Annotated in this window: 20 protein-coding genes and 1 other RNA gene; 19 read left to right on the forward strand and 2 right to left on the reverse strand. The window is 66.2% G+C overall.

Going from position 1 to position 16,987, the window contains the following annotated elements:
* The first annotated feature begins 11 nt into the window (after positions 1-11).
* From HBE63_RS05395 to HBE63_RS05455, 13 genes are all read left to right on the forward strand, one after another.
* On the forward strand, positions 12-965 hold the full coding sequence (locus HBE63_RS05395) for a mechanosensitive ion channel family protein (RefSeq protein ID WP_371814919.1): 954 nt from the start codon (positions 12-14) through the stop codon (positions 963-965).
* Complete coding sequence (locus tag HBE63_RS05400) at positions 962-1,489, forward strand: hypothetical protein (protein ID WP_166903837.1); 528 nt, start codon at positions 962-964, stop codon at positions 1,487-1,489. Before HBE63_RS05395 ends, HBE63_RS05400 begins: the two co-directional genes overlap by 4 nt.
* Before the next feature lie 45 nt (positions 1,490-1,534).
* The gene (gene ftsE / locus HBE63_RS05405) at positions 1,535-2,224 is read left to right on the forward strand and encodes a cell division ATP-binding protein FtsE (protein ID WP_064896558.1); all 690 of its coding nucleotides are present in this window, start codon (positions 1,535-1,537) and stop codon (positions 2,222-2,224) included.
* Entirely contained in the window at positions 2,225-3,121 is an 897-nt protein-coding gene (gene ftsX / locus HBE63_RS05410) for a permease-like cell division protein FtsX (RefSeq protein ID WP_166903838.1), read from the forward strand.
* A gap of 10 nt (positions 3,122-3,131) precedes the next feature.
* Positions 3,132-3,620 carry an SsrA-binding protein SmpB gene (gene smpB, locus HBE63_RS05415; protein ID WP_166903839.1) on the forward strand — a complete coding sequence of 163 codons (489 nt, stop codon included), beginning with the start codon at positions 3,132-3,134 and terminating at the stop codon, positions 3,618-3,620.
* Positions 3,621-3,724: 104 nt separating this feature from the next.
* Positions 3,725-4,093: a transfer-messenger RNA gene (gene ssrA, locus HBE63_RS05420) on the forward strand.
* 103 nt (positions 4,094-4,196) lie between these two features.
* On the forward strand, positions 4,197-4,529 hold the full coding sequence (locus HBE63_RS31300) for a hypothetical protein (protein ID WP_243858521.1): 333 nt from the start codon (positions 4,197-4,199) through the stop codon (positions 4,527-4,529).
* A 383-nt stretch (positions 4,530-4,912) separates the two neighbouring features.
* The gene (locus HBE63_RS05430) at positions 4,913-5,173 is read left to right on the forward strand and encodes a hypothetical protein (RefSeq protein ID WP_243858523.1); all 261 of its coding nucleotides are present in this window, start codon (positions 4,913-4,915) and stop codon (positions 5,171-5,173) included.
* On the forward strand, positions 5,170-6,336 hold the full coding sequence (locus HBE63_RS31130; protein WP_208301309.1) for a hypothetical protein: 1,167 nt from the start codon (positions 5,170-5,172) through the stop codon (positions 6,334-6,336). Before HBE63_RS05430 ends, HBE63_RS31130 begins: the two co-directional genes overlap by 4 nt.
* Before the next feature lie 52 nt (positions 6,337-6,388).
* Positions 6,389-7,186, forward strand: coding sequence for a DUF2993 domain-containing protein (locus HBE63_RS05440; protein WP_243858524.1), 798 nt, complete (start codon positions 6,389-6,391; stop codon positions 7,184-7,186).
* Positions 7,186-7,743 carry a chorismate mutase gene (locus tag HBE63_RS05445; RefSeq protein WP_166903841.1) on the forward strand — a complete coding sequence of 186 codons (558 nt, stop codon included), beginning with the start codon at positions 7,186-7,188 and terminating at the stop codon, positions 7,741-7,743. The genes HBE63_RS05440 and HBE63_RS05445 overlap by 1 nt, the downstream gene beginning before the upstream one ends.
* 73 nt (positions 7,744-7,816) lie before the next feature.
* Positions 7,817-8,449: a hypothetical protein gene (locus HBE63_RS05450; protein WP_166909413.1), complete on the forward strand. Its 633-nt coding sequence runs from the start codon at positions 7,817-7,819 to the stop codon at positions 8,447-8,449.
* A complete protein-coding gene (locus tag HBE63_RS05455; protein WP_166903842.1) occupies positions 8,446-8,751 on the forward strand; it encodes a hypothetical protein in 306 nt (101 codons plus the stop codon). Before HBE63_RS05450 ends, HBE63_RS05455 begins: the two co-directional genes overlap by 4 nt.
* A gap of 29 nt (positions 8,752-8,780) precedes the next feature.
* Here HBE63_RS05455 and HBE63_RS05460 read toward each other — a convergent pair whose 3' ends face one another.
* Positions 8,781-10,343 (reverse strand): PTS transporter subunit EIIC, encoded by a 1,563-nt coding sequence (locus HBE63_RS05460; protein ID WP_166903843.1) that lies wholly within the window; start codon positions 10,341-10,343, stop codon positions 8,781-8,783.
* A gap of 135 nt (positions 10,344-10,478) precedes the next feature.
* On the opposite strand from HBE63_RS05460, the gene HBE63_RS05465 reads away from it, so the two are divergent.
* From HBE63_RS05465 to HBE63_RS05480, 4 genes are all read left to right on the forward strand, one after another.
* Positions 10,479-10,949, forward strand: a complete 471-nt coding sequence (locus tag HBE63_RS05465) for a glucose PTS transporter subunit IIA (protein WP_166903844.1) — start codon at positions 10,479-10,481, stop codon at positions 10,947-10,949.
* Positions 10,950-11,735: a glucosamine-6-phosphate deaminase gene (gene nagB / locus HBE63_RS05470; protein WP_166903845.1), complete on the forward strand. Its 786-nt coding sequence runs from the start codon at positions 10,950-10,952 to the stop codon at positions 11,733-11,735.
* Positions 11,736-12,881: an N-acetylglucosamine-6-phosphate deacetylase gene (gene nagA / locus HBE63_RS05475; protein ID WP_166903846.1), complete on the forward strand. Its 1,146-nt coding sequence runs from the start codon at positions 11,736-11,738 to the stop codon at positions 12,879-12,881.
* A 145-nt stretch (positions 12,882-13,026) separates the two neighbouring features.
* Entirely contained in the window at positions 13,027-15,645 is a 2,619-nt protein-coding gene (locus HBE63_RS05480; RefSeq protein WP_166903847.1) for a LuxR family transcriptional regulator, read from the forward strand.
* Positions 15,646-15,655: 10 nt separating this feature from the next.
* Here the strand turns inward: HBE63_RS05480 and HBE63_RS05485 are convergent, their stop codons facing one another.
* Entirely contained in the window at positions 15,656-15,856 is a 201-nt protein-coding gene (locus HBE63_RS05485) for a hypothetical protein (protein ID WP_166903848.1), read from the reverse strand.
* Positions 15,857-15,876: 20 nt separating this feature from the next.
* Between HBE63_RS05485 and HBE63_RS05490 the strand changes: the two genes are divergently transcribed.
* Entirely contained in the window at positions 15,877-16,236 is a 360-nt protein-coding gene (locus tag HBE63_RS05490) for a DUF488 domain-containing protein (protein ID WP_166903849.1), read from the forward strand.
* A gap of 86 nt (positions 16,237-16,322) precedes the next feature.
* Positions 16,323-16,973 (forward strand): GNAT family N-acetyltransferase, encoded by a 651-nt coding sequence (locus tag HBE63_RS05495; RefSeq protein WP_166903850.1) that lies wholly within the window; start codon positions 16,323-16,325, stop codon positions 16,971-16,973.
* Positions 16,974-16,987: the final 14 nt, after the last annotated feature.

The following is a 16,987-nucleotide window of genomic DNA, read 5'->3' on the forward strand; positions in this document are numbered from 1 at the left end:
CGCTGCTGACCATGTCTCTCGCCGACCGCTGGCACGGTTTCTGGGCCGGCGAGATCGGCGTGTGGATCCTGACCACCGGACTGCACATTGCCCTGTTGCTGATCGGCGGTCTGCTCGCCGCGCGCTTCATCAACTGGGCTGCGCAACGCGTGGTGCGCCGGATCGACGCCGAATATCAGGAAAGCGATGCGCTGGTGCGCTCGGAGAGCGCCAAGCACCGGCAAGCCGTCGCCTCGGTGATCTCCTGGGTGTCGGTGGCAGTCCTGTTCATCATCGTCCTCGTCGAGGTCACCGACGCCCTCGCCGTACCAGTGGCCTCCCTGGTGGCCCCTGCCGCGGTGCTCGGTGCCGCGCTCGGTTTCGGCGCGCAGCGCATCGTGCAGGACCTTCTCGCGGGGTTCTTCATCATCACTGAGAAGCAGTACGGTTTCGGCGATCTGGTCCGACTGACGATCGCTGCCGCCAACGAGGCCGAGGGCACGGTCGAGGACGTCACGCTGCGGGTCACCAAGCTGCGGTCATCCGAAGGCGAGATGTACACCGTGCCCAACGGGCAGATCGTCAAGGCGCTGAACCTGTCGAAGGACTGGGCGCGAGCAGTAGTCGACATCCCGGTACCGGCGAGTGTGGACCTCAACCTGGTCAACGACGTGCTCGATGACGTCGCCGAGAAGGCCACCGAAGATCGCGAGCTGTCCAGGTTGCTGCTCGACAAGCCGCAATTGATGGGCATCGAGAGTCTCGGAGTCGACACCGTGAACCTGCGGATGGTCGCCCGTACCTTGCCGGGCAAACAGTTCGAGGTGGGCAGGCGGTTGCGAATACGGGTGGTGCGCGCGCTGCGCCGCGCCGGCGTGGCCTCGACAGGTGCGTCGGTTGCCGCGGCCGGGGACGCCATCCATCCGGCCACGGCCGCCGAGACGGTCGCGGCGCCTCCGGCGTCGGCTCAGGAGCCGAAGAAGTGAAACTCGACTTCTCGCGGGCGACCGAAGCCGCCGAAAAACTCTGGCGTAGCCGTGTCGGCCGGGTCCGCACATCGACAGTGGTCTTGGTCGTCGTGTTCATTGCGCTGTCGTGGGTGCAGCAGGAGTACCGGCCCAAGCAGACCGCGCCGTCGCCCGACACCCAGGTGGTGCCTCCCGGGTTCGTGCCCGACCCCGACTACACCTGGGTTCCGCGGACCAAGCTGCAGACCCCTCGCTCGACGACCCCGACCGAGACTCCGGAGACGACCGAGACCACCGTCCCGGAGACCACGACGCCGACGGAGACCACGTCGCCGACCGAGACCACGACTCCCGGCACACCGACGAGTCCCAGTTCGACGACGCCGCCGCCAGGGGCGCCCCACACCACCGTGTTCGATCCGGACGGTCCGGGACTGCTCCCGCCCATCACGTTGCCACTGGGACCGGCGCCGGCGCCGGCCCCGCCCACCGAACAGCAGCAACCGGGTCAGGAGCCGATGGCGCCGACATTGCCGCGATAGCCTGACCTGCCGGATAATTCCGCCCGGCTACACTGGCGTGCCGTGATGATCACCCTCGACCACGTGACGAAGCACTACAAGTCTTCGGCGCGCCCAGCGCTCGACGATGTCTCGTTGAAAATCGACAAGGGTGAGTTCGTCTTCCTGATCGGCCCGTCGGGTTCGGGCAAGTCGACGTTCATGCGGCTGCTGCTGGCGGCCGAGACGCCCACCTCCGGTGACATCCGGGTATCCAAGTTTCACGTCAACAAACTCGCCGGCCGGCATGTCCCGAGCCTGCGTCAGGTCATCGGCTGCGTGTTCCAGGACTTCCGGCTGTTGCAGCAGAAGACCGTGTTCGAGAACGTGGCGTTCGCGCTCGAGGTGATCGGCAAGCGCGGCGAGGTGATCAACCGGGTGGTCCCGGACGTGCTGGAGATGGTCGGGCTGTCGGGTAAGGCCAACCGGTTGCCGAGCGAATTGTCCGGTGGCGAGCAGCAGCGCGTCGCCATCGCGCGGGCCTTCGTCAACCGTCCGCTGGTCCTGATCGCCGACGAGCCCACCGGAAACTTGGATCCGGAGACCAGCAAGGACATCATGGACCTGCTGGAACGGATCAACCGCACCGGAACCACGGTGCTGATGGCCACCCACGACCATCACATCGTCGACTCCATGCGCCAGCGGGTCGTCGAACTCGAACTCGGCCGGCTGATCCGTGATGAGCAGCGCGGCGTCTACGGAATGGATCGCTAAGTGCGCTTCGGTTTTCTTGTCAATGAAGTTCTGACCGGGCTTCGCCGCAACGTCACGATGACGGTGGCGATGATCCTGACCACCGCCATCTCCATCGGCCTGTTCGGTGGCGGTCTGCTGGTGGTGCGGCTGGCCGACCAGTCCCGTGACATCTACCTCGACCGCGTCGAAAGCCAGGTGTTCCTGACCGACGACATCTCGGCCAACGACCCCAATTGCGACGCCGATGCGTGCAAGGCGCTGTACCGCATGATCGACGACCGTGACGACGTGCGCTCGCTGAGCTTCCTCAATCGCGAGCAGGCCTACAACGACGCGATCAAGAAGTTCCCGCAGTACAAGGATGTTGCGGGCAAGGATGCGTTCCCGGCGTCGTTCATCGTCAAGCTCAACGACCCCGAGCAGCATGACGCGTTCGACAAGGCGATGCAGGGGCAGCCCGGTGTGCTCAACGTGCTTAACCAGAAGGATTTGATCGACCGGCTGTTCGCCGTGCTCGACGGTCTGAGTAGCGTCGCCTTCGCGGTGGCGCTGGTGCAGGCGATCGGTGCGGTGCTGCTGATCGCCAACATGGTTCAGGTGGCTGCTTACACACGTCGCAACGAGATCGGCATCATGCGCCTGGTCGGTGCGACCCGCTGGTACACCCAGCTGCCGTTCCTGGTGGAAGCGATGATCGCCGCATTGATCGGTGTGGTAATCGCGATCGTCGGGCTGATCGTGGTGCGCGCGGTGTTCCTGGAGAAGGCGCTCGACCAGTTTTATCAGTCGAATTTGATTGCCAGGGTCGACTACGCTGACGTCCTCTACTTCAGCGCACCATGGATGCTGTTCCTCGGTCTGGCGATGTCCGGGGTTACCGCGTACGTGACACTGCGGCTCTACATCCGAAGGTAATCGTGAGCTAGTGGCGACCAAGAAATCCAGCCCCGCCGGCAATAAGCAGATTGTGGCCAGCAATCGCAAGGCGCGGCACAACTATATGATCCTCGATACCTATGAGGCCGGCATCGCGCTGATGGGTACCGAGGTCAAGAGCCTGCGTGAAGGCCAGGCGTCACTGGCCGACGCGTTCGCCACTGTCGACGACGGTGAGATCTGGCTGCGCAACGTGCACATCGCCGAGTACCACCACGGCACCTGGACCAACCATGCCCCGCGGCGCAACCGCAAGCTGCTGTTGCACCGCAGTCAGATCGACAACCTGATCGGCAAGATCCGCGACGGCAACCTGACCCTGGTGCCGCTGTCGATGTACTTCTCCGACGGCAAGGTGAAGGTCGAGTTGGCGTTGGCGCGCGGTAAGCAGGACCACGACAAACGGCAGGACCTGGCCAAGCGTGACGCCGACCGCGAGATCACCCGCGAGTTGGGCCGACGCGCCAAGGGCATGTAGCGCTCCCGCGAGCGACACGAGAATGCCTCGGAATAATCACTTGGCGTTCGCCGTTGCTGGTGACGTAATATGGATTGTCCTGCCGAAGTTCGGCAGGGATGCGAGGGGCTGATCGGTTTCGACTTCGCGCATCGAATCAAGGGAAGCGTGCCGGTGCAGGCAAGAGACCACCGTAAGCGTCGATGCAACCAATTAAGCGCCGATTCCAATCAGCGCGACTACGCCCTCGCTGCCTAAGCGACGGTGTGTCTGTCAGACCGGGAGCGCCCTCGGCCCGGACCCTGGCATCAGCTAGAGGGACCCACCCATGGGTTCGGTCGCGGAATCCATGGGGACATCAAACAGCGACTGGGATCGTCATCTCGGCTTGTTCGCGTGACTGAGAGATCCGAGTAGAGGCAAAGCGAACTGCGCACGGAGAAGCCTCGAGGACATGCCGTAGGACCCGGGTTCAATTCCCGGCAGCTCCACCAGTAGTACCCAGATAACTTCATATTCGAGACCTCCTTGCCGACAGCAAAAAGTGTCATACCCGTGGAGTACCACTGGATGCACAGTCGGCAAGGAGGTCTCTGTATGCGGATAGTCGTCGTCCAGAGAAGCGCCCATGCGGGCGAAACACTGCGCGCTCCCGACGGCGCGGCATCGCTCCCGTGGTCATCGGTTGTGGAAACGCTCGACCGACACGATGTACCCGACGGACTGCCGTTCATCGTCGACGACGATGGCTCGCTGAGCGGTTGCGACCGACTGAACACCTACCTGCTGACCGCGTGGCGTCAACGCGCCTATGACCTCGACAGCCTGCGGACCTTCACACATACCACCTCGCCCGGCTGCTCCGGTTCGTTCGGGCGCGCCACGGCGGGGAACTGGTGGACCTCACCGCCACCACTACCGAGGATCTGACCGCTTACCGCGGTGCCCGCCAACAGAAGTCCAGGACACCACGCTGGCCACCGAGTTCGGCTGCTTCTCCTCCTTCTTCTATTTCGCGACCCAGGTCGGCTGGATGGAGAAAGACCCGATCCCTCGCTGGGGCCGCAACAACCGCAACACCCTCGTCTCCCGAACGAGGCGCGAGCGTCAAGCGAGCTGTCTCAAGGCAGCTCAAACGAAGCATTTCCTCGAGATCGGCCTGCGTGGTGACAGCCACGAGCCGTCGGGCGCCCCTTGGTACCCGGAACGGGACTACGTGTACGGGCTGTTGCTCGCAACTACCGGTCAAATCCTGAGTTAGGCTCACGACCAGTGTTGGTTCGGTGGGGGGTGCCGTGGCAAACGAACTGAACGTGAACGCTGCTGGCCTGCGAGGCTCGGCCGCTCGCAGCGATGCGACAGCTGCGGAGTTGGCCGCAGGGACGGCAGGGGGCGGACGGGGTACGACTCCGAGTCAGGCAGGGGCGGCCGCGATCCTGGCCGCCGCTCAGTCCGTCCGCACCCGCCAGTCGCACCGCGTTTCCGGCCAGGCCGATGACCTCTCGGTGAGCGGCGCGCGCTACGACACCACGGACGACGACGGCGCCGCCGCGATCACCACGGTGTCCGTGTGAGCGCAGTTCCTTCACACTCGGGTGCCCTCAGCCGGTCTGAGATCGAAGAGTGGCCGACCCAGCACCTCGACGACGCGGCCACACAACTGCGGAGCATGGGTGCCCAGTCCGTCGCACTGTTCGACGAACACCGCCGCAATGTCGGCTCACCCGGCGGAACCACGTGGGAGGGCAACGCGAAGGACGCCGCTCTCGAGAGGGTGACCGCAGACACCGCGGTTGTGCGCCAGCAGACCACCGTTCAGAAGGAGGCCGCCGACATCGCCGAGAACGGTGGTCATGATGTCCGGGCGGCCAAGCAGGAAGCAGTCGGGGCGATCACCGCGGCCGAGAACGACGGGTTCACGGTTGCCGAGGACTTAACGGCCACCGACTCCGGCCGCTACGACATCAACACGATCGTCGAGCGGAACAAGGCGGCCAAGGAGCACGCCGAGGACATCCGCTGGTATGCCGAGCGTCTCATTCAGGCCGATTCCTTTGTCGGGGAGCGCTTGCAGGCGAAGGCCGCGGAGCTGGAGGCGATCCGGTTCGACGGCGAGGACGATCGGCAGGGCGGGAACGGCGCCCACATCGCTCTCGTCGACCACACGTTCAAGCTGGACCCACCGCCTTCTGATCCAGGTCTGCCACAACCACCCGGCGGGTGGAGCGACGACCCCGTGATGGAGGACGCGCAGCGCATCGCCTACGGCCACGCCTGGCAGAAGCACTTCAGCGACTTCAAGGGGATGACGCAAGACCAGTTGGCCAAGCTCGTGCACGACATGCTCACCGGCAACCCACAAACCGATCCGTCGCTGCACGTGGGTCAGATTCCTGGGCGATCGTCGACGGCCATGTACAAGGACGGCATCGTTGTCATCCACGACCCGTTGACCGGGGACGGGGGCACGGTCTACCGGCCGACCGGAGGGTACGACGAGTTCCTGCGGCTAATCGGAGGTGCCGGGGGTGCTGCGCCCATCATCGGCGCACCTCCGAACCTGCCGCCGTCGCTGCCGCACCCAGTGGAGGCCCTGTCCTCTATACACATCTCCACGGAGGTGTATATAAGAGAAAGGCCCCCGCCAGCCCGAAGCGCCGACCGAGCAGATTCGGGCGCGCCATCAGCCGCCGGAGGCTGCGACCGAACAGATCCGGGCGCGTTATCAGCCCCCTGAGGCGTCGACCGAGAAGATCACGACGCCCCGTCCACCGGCCGCCGCACGGCCGGTGGCACCACCGCCGGTTCAGCCCCCTGTCGCAGCCGACGGGTCGAGGCCCGAACCGGCAAAGCCGTCCTCGCACTGGCGCAGCCCGCAGGCGATCATCCTGATCGCGGTCATCGCCGTCGCACTGGTGGTGATCGGACTGACCGGCGGCGAACTGTTCGCCCGCCACAAGGCCGGCTCCCTGCTGGTCTCGGTTGCCGAATGTGTGGTGGAAGACAACGCCTCGGTCTCGTTCGGGGTCAATCCGCCGTTCCTGTGGCAGCACATCACCGGGCACTACACCAACATCTCGGTGGAGACCGGCGGCAAGCAGGTGCAGGCCGCCAAGGGAATGACCGCGGATGTGGCGCTGTCCGACATCCGGTTGCAGGGCACCGAGGACTCCAAGGGCACCATCGGATCGTTGAACGCCACGCTGACCTGGACGTCGGCCGGGATCAAGGACACCGTGGCCGAGAACCTGCCTGGCGTCGGCGCTTTGGTGACCGATGTGAGCACCGACCCGGCCGCGGGCACCATCACCATGCAGGCCGTCGGGGATACCAAGGTGACCGCAAAGCCGGTGGTGAACAACGGAAACCTGGACCTGCAGATCACCGACGTCAGCGGTCCGTTCGAGAAGGACACCGTGCAGGCGGCCCTCGATGGCCTCACGACGAAGCTCAACGACGCCTACCCGCTCGGGATCCACGCCGACAGCGTCTCGGTGACCGACACCGGAGTGGTGGGCAAGTTCTCCAGCCAGAACGCGTCCATTCCCAACGACGATTCCAACGACGCCTGCTTCGCCAAGCTCTGATGATGGTTCGACTCGCAGCGGTCGGTCTGCTGGCGCTCGCCGCGCTCACCGGTGCGCCGTCGGCCCGGGCGCAGGAGCCCAGCCCGTTGCGGCCGTTGGTCGATGCCGCCGCGCAGCGTCTTCAGACGGCGGATCCGGTGGCCGCCAACAAGTTCCGCGCCGGCGGGCCGATCGAGGATCAGCAACGCGAACAGCAGGTCATCGATGCCACTATCGCCGAGGCGGGCAGCCGCCACATCGACCCGGCCTACGTGGGTGAGGTGTTCCGGGATCAGATCGATGCGACTGTCGCTGTGGAGTACGGGCTGTTCTCGCAATGGAAGCTGGATCCGGCGACCGCCCCGGCGGACGCACCCGACCTGGCCGCGTCGCGGACCACGATCGACGCGCTCAACCACACGATGGTCAACGAGATCGCCGACCAGTGGCCGGTCCTGCACTCGGCCGCCTGCCGCGCCGACCTGGTGAGCGCCGCCGATGCGGTGGCCTCGGCACGAAATCTCGATCCGCTGTATCGGCGCGCTCTGGACCACGCCACCCGGTCGTACTGCCGCTGAAAGACCGCCGCATTCGGGAATTGACGTTTCTGTAGACACTGGACGGGTACTCCTGGCCGCAGGAGGTCTGGAAATGCCTACATGGGGTTGGATTGTCATCGCGGTGGTTGCCGCGGTCATCGTGGCGCTGGCGATGATCGTGGCCGCATCGATGATGCGTCAGAAGCGAAGTGAACGGCTCAGGGATCAGTTCGGCCCGGAGTATGAGCACGCCGTCGAATCGGCCGGTGGCCAGCGCGCTGCGGAGCGTGAATTGCTTGCTCGCGAACGGAAGCACAACAAGCTGGACATCAATGAGTTGACGGCAGAGTCGAAGGCGCGATACGTCGAGGCATGGGGCGTCACTCAGGCGTCGTTCGTCGACGATCCGTCGAAATCGGTCGGCGACGCCGATCGTTTGGTGACTGAGGTGATGCGCGAACGGGGTTATCCGATAGATGATTTCGAGCAGCGCGCTGCGGACGTCTCGGTCGATCATCCGAAGGTGGTCGAACACTACCGGGCGGCGCACGTCCTTCATCTCGCGCAAGAGCAGGGGGGCATCGCTACTGAGGCGCAGCGTGAGGCCATCGTCCATTACCGCGCACTCTTCGAGCAATTGCTCGGGTCTGAGCACGGAACACCGGCCGGCCTGAAAACCCGGACCGAGCGTGATACCGGTACGAACGACGCGGGTACGGACTCGCCGAAGGAGGCGACAGCATGACCACCCACGACGAACAGACGTCAACCGATGACAACGCGTTGTTGTTCGCCGATGAGCATCGATCAGGACTGCACTCGCGCTGGAACGATGTTCAGGCGGCCTTCGTCGACGATCCGAAGGAGTGTGTGCAGAAAGCGGACAACCTCGTGGCGGAAGTTGTCGAAGAGCTCACCGCGAGTTTCGCCGACACCCGTTCTCGGCTTGAGGCCCAATGGTCGCGAGGCCAGGAGGCCTCCACCGAGGATCTTCGGGTGGCTCTCAAGCGCTATCGCGATTTCTTTCAGCGGCTGTTGTCGGTCTGAGGCCTCATCGGGCCACAGGGTTGCAAGGGTTACAAACTGTCGATGATCTCGTTCTTCAGCGCCTCGGAGCTGGTGCCGAAGACCGCTTGGACGCTGTTGCCGACCTCGATGACGCCTGCGGCGCCGAGCGCCTTCAGCCGGTCCTGGTCGACCTTGCTCTTGTCCGCGACCTCCATGCGCAGCCGCGTGATGCAGGCGTCGACGTTGACAAGGTTCTCCCGGCCGCCGAAGGCCTCGATGATCTTCTCGGCCTGGGTGTCTGCCCGTGCGGGGGCGGTCAGAGTGGCGGCGCCGCCGGCAGTCGTAGACTCGGCGCCCTCGCCGAGGTTCGCCCGCTCTTCGGCCTCGAATTCGGTCTCGGGTTCACGGCCCGGTGTGCGCATGTTCCACTTTGTGATCGCGACGTAGAACAGCACAAAGTAGATGACGGAGAACACCGCTCCCATCGCGATGAGCAGCCAGATGTTCTTCGCTGCGGGCGCACCGCCGTAGAGCAGCAGGTCGATGAGTCCGGCCGAGAACGAGAAGCCGAGATGTATGTCGAGCAGATACGCGATCGCCAGAGACAGCCCGGTAAGGACCGCGTGGATGACGTAGAGCGGGAACGCCACGAACATGAACGCGAACTCGAGCGGTTCGGTCACGCCGGTGAGGAATGCGGTCAGGGCGGCCGCCGACAGGATGCCGACCGCGACATTGCGTTGCTTCTTGTTCGCGGCGAGGATCATCGCCAGCGCCGCGGCGGGCAGACCGAACATCAAGACCGGGTAGAAGCCCGAGGTGAGAATGCCGGCGGACGGGTCGCCGGCGGCGAACCGGGTGAGTTCGCCGGTGACGACGTTGCCGTCCGCGGTCTGATAGTCACCGTAGATGAACCACACGTATGAGTTCGGAATGTGGTGCAGGCCCAGAGGAATCAGCATGCGGTTGGCGAAACCGTAGATGAATGCGCCCAAAGCGCCGCTTCCGCCGATGAACCGGCCGAGCCCGGTCAGCCCGGCATCGAAGATCGGATAGAAGTAGCTCATCAGGAAAGCGATGAACAAACTTGCGAGGGACACCACGATGGGGACGAACCGTCTGCCGCCGAAAAAGCCGAGATAGGACGGTAATTGGATGGTGTGGTAGCGGTCGAACAGCCATGCCGTCACCAGACCGACCACGATTCCGGCGAATACGCTGTAGTTGATCTGAGCCTGATCGCCGGCCTTGTCCACCTCGCCGGCCAGCACGATGGGCGACATGGTCTTGAAGACCGCGGCCATCACCAGGTAGCCGACCACCGCGGCCAGCGCCGTCGAACCGTCGGCCTTGCGGGCGAATCCGATCGCCACACCGACGGCGAAGAGCAGAGGCAGGTTGCTGAACAGCGCGTCGCCGGCAGCGCTCATGGCCTTGAAGAACGCGCCGATGACAGGGGAGTCGATCCGGCCCAACAGGTCGGGCTGGCCCAGGCGCAGCAGGATACCGGCGGCGGGCAACACCGCGATCGGTAGCATGAGGCTCTTGCCGAGCCGTTGCAGCTGCCCGAAAGCTGGTATCTTGAGGCCGGATTTCTCCTGTGCGCCTTCAGGTTTCGTCATAGCGCTCATCGCCTTATCGCCCTCCTGGCCACCCGGCGTGACCTGCCGCGAAGCTGTGCGGAAGCTTAGACGAGAACCGGCAAACTCGAGACCGTCTTTCGGCCACGCTCGTATTGTTGGGGCACGAGAGAAGGAGCCCTCACAGTGAGCTTGACGCGAGTACTCGCCCCGGTCGCCGGGCGCGCCGTGGCACTCGAGGCCGTTCCGGACCCGGTGTTCTCGGCCGGCATGGTGGGGTACGGCGCCGCGGTGGCCCCGCCGCGTGGCGTGATCGACGCGATCGCCCCGGTCAGCGGCACGTTGCTGAAACTGATGCCGCATGCCTACGTCATCATGACGGCCGACAACGTCGGCGTCCTCGTCCACCTCGGTCTGGATACCGTCGCTCTGAACGGTGAAGGGTTCACCACGCACGTGAGTCAGGGGGATGTGGTGGCCGCCGGCCAGGTGGTGATCACCTACGACGTGCCCGCCGTCGAGGCGAAGGGCCTTAACCCGATTGTCCCCGTTGTGGTCATGGACGAGCGCGAGCCCGGCAACGTGACCGTGGCCGAGCCGGTCACCGCTGGAGCGGATATCGATTCGGGCGCAGACCTTTTCACGATAACCAAGTAGATGGAAGTCATCATCCTGGATGATGCCGCGAAGATCGGCGCAGTGGCTGCCGATGCGGTCGGCGCACTGCTCGACCGCAAACCGGACGCGGTGCTCGGACTTGCCACCGGATCGTCTCCGCTGACGATCTACGACGAACTCGCCGCACGATGCGCTGCGGGGCAGATCTCGTTCCGGGCCGCCCGGGGATTCACCCTCGACGAGTATGTCGGCCTGCCTGGCGATCATCCTGAGCGCTATCGCAATGTCATCGACACCGTGTTCGTCTCGCGCGTCGACTTCGCCCCCGACGCGGTCCAGGGTCCCGACGGTCTGGCGGACGACATTCCCGCGGCCTGCGCGGCATATGAGGAGGCCATCCGCGAAGCCGGTGGTGTCGATCTGCAGGTCGTCGGCATCGGCACCGACGGGCACATCGCCTTCAACGAACCCGGGTCCTCGCTGGCCTCACGTACCCGCATCAAGACGCTGACCCGGCGGACCCGTGTCGACAACGCCCGGTTCTTCGGGGACGACCTCGACGCGGTGCCGACGCACTGCCTCACCCAGGGGCTGGCCACCATCATGGCGGCCCGGCACGTGATCCTGGTGGCCCTCGGGCGCAGCAAGGCCGAGGCGGTGCACCAGCTGGTCGAGGGCGGTGTGAGTGCGATGTGGCCGGCCACCGTCCTGCAGCATCACCGGCACGTCACGGTTCTACTCGACGACGCTGCGGCGCAACGGCTTCAGCTCATCGGCTACTACCGCGAGACGTACCGTTCGAAACCGGATTGGCAGGGCATCTGAGTGCTGCTGACCGCCGAGACGCTGATTTCGGGCGCAGAACTGTTACGGCCCGGGTGGATCGACGTGTCGGGCGAGAAGGTGACGGCGCTGGGAGCGGGTCCGCCGCCCCGGCGCACCGATCGCGACCTCGGCCCGGTGACCGTGATGCCGGGCTTCGTCGACACCCACTCCCACGGCGGGGGCGGGGGTAGCTTCTCGGCCGCGTCGACGGCCGACACGTCGGCCGCGGTGGCGCTGCACCGGCGGCACGGCACCACCACGATGATCGCCTCGCTGGTCACCGCGAGCCGTGACGACCTGCTGCATGAGGTCGGTGCGCTGGCGCAGGATGTCAGGGCCGGACTGATCGACGGAATACACCTGGAAGGCCCGTGGCTGTCGACCGCGCGGTGCGGGGCCCATCAGCCTGCGCTGATGCGTGATCCTGATCCGGCCGAGATCGCCCGGTTGCTCGCCGCCGCTGCGGGAACGATCCGGATGGTGACGATTGCCCCTGAGCGCCCCGGGGCGCTGGGGGCGATCCGGCAATTCGTCGAGGCCGGCGTGGTGGTGGCTGTCGGTCACACCGAGGCGACCTACGAACAGACCCGCGCAGCGATCGCGGCCGGTGCCACGGTGGGCACCCATCTGTTCAACGCCATGCGCCCGATCGACCGGCGCGAGCCGGGCCCGGTGATCGCGCTGCTCGAAGATCCCGGTGTCACCGTCGAACTCATCACCGATGGGGTGCACATCGATCCGGCCATCTACCGGCATGTCACGCGTTCCGCCGGGCCGGACCGCGTGTCACTGATCACCGACGCGATGGCGGCCACCGGCATGCCCGACGGCCGCTACCATCTGGGGCCGGTACAGGTCGACGTGACAGACGGGGTTGCCCTTGTCGGTGGCACGGACACGGTCGCCGGCAGTACCGCGACCATGGACCGGGTGGTCCGATTCGCCGTGGCCCATTGCGGTTTGGGTCGCGACGACGCGTTGATGCTCGTCGCCCGACAAGCCTCGCTCAACCCGGCCCGGGCCTTGGGCCTGCCCGCCGGTGATCTGATCCCCGGGGCCGCAGCTGATCTCGTGGTGCTCGGTGCGGACCTGACCGTGACCGGGGTCTTGCGGCGCGGTGCGTGGGAGCTGGAACCGGCGGGGTAGCGCCACGGTGCCGACGTGCCCGGGAAACCCGAGAAGTGTTTCCTGAGGCAAAGATTGGTGGTGTGGCAGCGGTGAATAACCGTTACATATTCCGGTGCCGGCGTACCGTCAGCCGGATACGACGCGAAGCATCTGGGGGTCGTTCTTGTCGGACTGGCCATTTGTTGCACGGGATGCCGAACTGCTCGAGGCCGCGCGGGCGTTGCATGGCGACTTCCGGGGTGTGGTGCTGGCGGGCGGGGCCGGCGTGGGCAAGTCGGCATTGGCCCGGGTGTTGGCCGCGGAAATGGAGAACGACGGGCACCCGGTGCGGTTTGTTTTGGGTACCGAAACCGGGCAGGCGGTACCGCTCGGGGCGTTTCTGCACGCGCTCACTTTGACCGACGCGCATGACCCCACGGTGATGCTCGCCGCGGCGCACGAGGCGCTGGCCGCCGAACCCGATCTGGTCATCGTGGTCGACGACGCACAGCACCTCGATCAGTTGTCGGCACTACTGGTCCAGCAACTGGCGGTGCACGGCTCGGCGAAACTGATCGTCACCATCCAAAATCGTGCGCCCACATCCGATGCCGTGACCGCGTTGTGGAAAGAACAGCTGCTGCTGCGGTTGGACCTGGAGCCCTTCACCCGGGAACAGACCGGTGAGTTGGTGGCAGCGGTGTTGCACGGTGATGTCGACCCGCGCGCGGTCGGTGACCTACACCGGTTCTCGTCTGGCAGTCCGCTCTACCTGCGGGGCGTGGTCAACGCGGCACTCGGCGACGGGGTGTTCGTGCGCGATGAGGGCCAGTGGCGGCTGCGCGGGCCGCTGCGGGCCAGCGCAGACCTGCACGCCCTCATCAATTCACGATTCGACACGCTCACACCGAACGAGCGGGACGTGGTCGAGGTGGTGTCCACCGCCGAGGTCCTCGACTGGGACGTGCTGACAGCAGTCTGCGACCTCGACGCGATCGCCCGGGTGGAACGGCGCGGAGCGATCCAGGTGCTCAATGATGCGGCCTGCACCCTGGTACAGCCCGGCCATCCGATCATCGGTGAGGTTGCGCGCAGCCGCTGCTCGAAGACCCGAACCCGGCAGATCAATACACAGTTGGCGTCGCTGCTGGCCGAACACCTGCAATCGCCCGGAAAAGGATCGGTTCCGGACGTGCGCGGTCGTATCCAATTGGCTCGATTCATGGTGGGTGGCGACGTCCCGGCGGATCCGGACGCCATCGCCGATGCCGCGGCCAGCGCCGTCACCATGTCCAATCTGTCTCTCGGAGAAGAGCTTGCGCGGTACGCAGTGGATCACGGTGCCGGGATGTCCGCGGTGATCGTGCTGGCCGATGCGATGAGTTGGCAGGGCCGGGGCGAGCAGGCCGAAGACCTGTTGGCCCGGTCGGTGCCGGCCCCCGGCGACGAAGCGATGCTGGCCCAGTGGGGCTGCCTGCGGGCATCGAATTTGTTCTTCGGATGCGCCCGGCCGGACGCGGCCCATGCGGTGCTCTCCACGCTCCGCGAGCAGCTGCACTGCCCGCAGACGGTGAGCCTGGTCGCCGCGATGGAAGCGGTTTTCGCCTTCCACGCCGGTGAGCTGGCCGAGGCGATCGCATTGGGCACCGCAGTACTGGACCAGAAGGTGTCACCGACGGCCACAGTGTGGGCCGCACTGGCCACCTCGAGCGCGTTGGCTCTGTCCGGCAGGTCGGACGAGGCGGTCGCGGTGGCGCACGGGGGTGAGCTGGCTGCCGAAGGCTGTGTGTCAGGCTCGCCGCGGTACTGGTTCGTCTTCGCGCAGATGGCGGCGGCTCTGGGCGACGTCGAGCTGGAGAAGGCGCACGGCATCTGCGACGTCTACGCCGTCCGCGCGGCGGGTTCGCCGCAGGCCGAGGCGATCGTCACCGCACTGTACGGGCGGGTGGAGCTGGCGCGCGGCCGCCTGTCGTCCGCCTGCGATGCCCTGCAGGCGGCGGTGTGGACCACGCCGCAGGGCCATCCGCCCGGGTGGCTGATGGTCGTTGTGGCGTGCCTGGCTCAGGCCGAGGGAATGCGCGGTGATGGCGCTGCTGCGGCCGGAGCGCTGGCGCGAGCCGAGGCCGCCGCAGGCGGGCCATGCGATGTGTTCCGGCCCGAGTTGGAGCTGGGCCGGGCGTGGGCGGCGGCTGCGACGGGCGCGACGGACCGCGCCGTCGAGCAGGCGGTGCAGGCTGCGGACGTCGCCAGGGCGAGCGGCATGGACGCGATCGAGCTCACGGCCCTGCATACCGCGTTGAGATTCGGGGACTCGTCGGGCCACCGGCGGATCCAGCAGTTGGCGCGCCGGCGCGGTACTCGGGTGGCGGAAGCCATTGGAGCGCACAGTCTCGCCGTGACTCGGCATGATCCCGCGTTGCTCGTCGCGGCGGCGGACCGGTTCGAGGCGCTCGGTGCGTTGGTGCTGGCCGCCGACGCCGCCGCCGACGCGGCCCGGATGTTCGCCGAGACCGGCTCCCGCGGCAGTGAATTGGAATCCGCGGCCAGGGCACTGTGGCTGGCGGGCCAGACTGGCGCGCGCACCCCGGCGCTGCGCTGCGCCGGCGACCCCCTGCCGCTCACCCATCGAGAGTGGGAGATCGCCGACCTCGTCGGTGTGGGGCTGAGCAACCGGCAGATCGCCGGCAAATTGTGCCTGTCCGTGCGTACCGTCGACGGCCATCTGTACCGCATGTTCGCCAAGCTCGGGGTCGAGGACCGCGATCATCTGGCCCGGTTGGCGCGCTTCGGTCCGGCGGTATGACGCTGCCGGCTCACACGTCGTCGTCGCTGCCGCTGCGGGCACCCACGAAAGCGAGGAGTTGAGGATCGGAGGAGGTGAACCGGTCCACTTCCTCGCCACCGTCGCAGCGCAGCAAGGCGATCGTCAGGCCGTCCGCGGTGCGGGTGAGGACGCGCCAGTGGGCACCCGAATCCTGCCAGCGCTGCAAATCCGCGACCCGATCGACGCTCATGCCTACTACCATGGCACGGCATGGCCGCGAAAAACCGAGTGCGGTTGGCCCGCGTGTACGCCGAGCCCGAATCCGATGAGGGGAATCGGATCCTGGTCGACCGGTTGTGGCCCAGGGGCATGAAGAAGACGGATCCACGGGTGGGCCATTGGCTGCCTGCGGTGGCCCCGTCCACGGAACTGCGTCACTGGTACGACCACAAGCCCGAGCGTTACGACGACTTCGTCGCCCGCTACACCGAGGAGCTGCAGTCCGGTGAGGAGGCCACGGCCTTCGAGCAGCTGCGTGCGCTGGTCGATGCGGGCCCGGTCACGTTGGTGACCGCCACGCGCGAGGTCGAACTCAGCCATCTGACGGTGTTGGCCAAGCTCCTGGCCTGAGCCGGTGGACCGGGCCATGCGGACCGGGTCGACGCACGGGAGGAAGGTAAACCTACCCTCATTCGCTACGGTAGGCTCGGCGCTCAATGACCGATATCGATACCGACGTGGCCGACTTGCCAGGGGCCCCCGTCCTCAAACGCGAGCTGACCGACATCTCCGACGAGGTGCGCGCGGTCGACGCAGCGCCCATCCCGGTTCTGGCCGAGCCGTACGACATCCGGCCGGCCGACGCTGCCGCCGATGCCGAGTTGATCTCGGAATGGATGAACCGTCCGCATCTGGTCGAAGCCTGGGAGTATGACTGGGCGCCTGACCGCTGGCGGCGTTACCTGCAGGCGCAGCTCGACGGCCAGTACTCACGGCCGCTGATCGCGAGCTTTCGCGGAAAGCCCGCCGGCTACGTCGAGTTGTACCGGGCGGCCAAGGATTCGATCGCGCCCCGTTACGCCGCCGATCCGCACGACATCGGCATGCACGCCGCGATCGCCGATCTGAGATTCGTCAACCGCGGTATGGGCCCGATCCTGTTGCCGCGCATCGTGGCCAGCGTGTTCGAACTCGACCAGGACTGCCGCCGGATCATGTTCGACCCGGACCACCGCAACACCGGCGCCCGCCGGTTGTGCGAGTGGGCGGGTTGCGAATTCCTGGGTGAGCACCAGATGTCGAATCGGCGGATGGCCCTCTACGCGCTGCCGCGTACCCCCGACGACGCCTTCGGCGCCGCCGGGTAACGGGTCCGGAACCG

It is taken from the genome of Mycobacterium sp. DL440 (assembly GCF_011745145.1).
Classification (GTDB): Bacteria; Actinomycetota; Actinomycetes; order Mycobacteriales; family Mycobacteriaceae; genus Mycobacterium.

Bases quoted from the DNA above. Each gene is read 5' to 3' on its own strand.
- HBE63_RS05460 (WP_166903843.1), bottom strand. From the start codon at position 10,343: ATGAGCGCTATGACGAAACCTGAAGGCGCACAGGAGAAATCCGGCCTC.
- ftsE (WP_064896558.1), top strand. From the start codon at position 1,535: ATGATCACCCTCGACCACGTGACGAAGCACTACAAGTCTTCGGCGCGC.
- HBE63_RS31300 (WP_243858521.1), top strand. From the start codon at position 4,197: ATGCGGATAGTCGTCGTCCAGAGAAGCGCCCATGCGGGCGAAACACTG.
- HBE63_RS05495 (WP_166903850.1), top strand. From the start codon at position 16,323: ATGACCGATATCGATACCGACGTGGCCGACTTGCCAGGGGCCCCCGTC.
- nagB (WP_166903845.1), top strand. From the start codon at position 10,950: ATGGAAGTCATCATCCTGGATGATGCCGCGAAGATCGGCGCAGTGGCT.
- HBE63_RS05395 (WP_371814919.1), top strand. From the start codon at position 12: ATGTCTCTCGCCGACCGCTGGCACGGTTTCTGGGCCGGCGAGATCGGC.
- HBE63_RS05490 (WP_166903849.1), top strand. From the start codon at position 15,877: ATGGCCGCGAAAAACCGAGTGCGGTTGGCCCGCGTGTACGCCGAGCCC.
- HBE63_RS05445 (WP_166903841.1), top strand. From the start codon at position 7,186: ATGATGGTTCGACTCGCAGCGGTCGGTCTGCTGGCGCTCGCCGCGCTC.
- HBE63_RS05455 (WP_166903842.1), top strand. From the start codon at position 8,446: ATGACCACCCACGACGAACAGACGTCAACCGATGACAACGCGTTGTTG.
- HBE63_RS05450 (WP_166909413.1), top strand. From the start codon at position 7,817: ATGCCTACATGGGGTTGGATTGTCATCGCGGTGGTTGCCGCGGTCATC.
- HBE63_RS05485 (WP_166903848.1), bottom strand. From the start codon at position 15,856: ATGAGCGTCGATCGGGTCGCGGATTTGCAGCGCTGGCAGGATTCGGGT.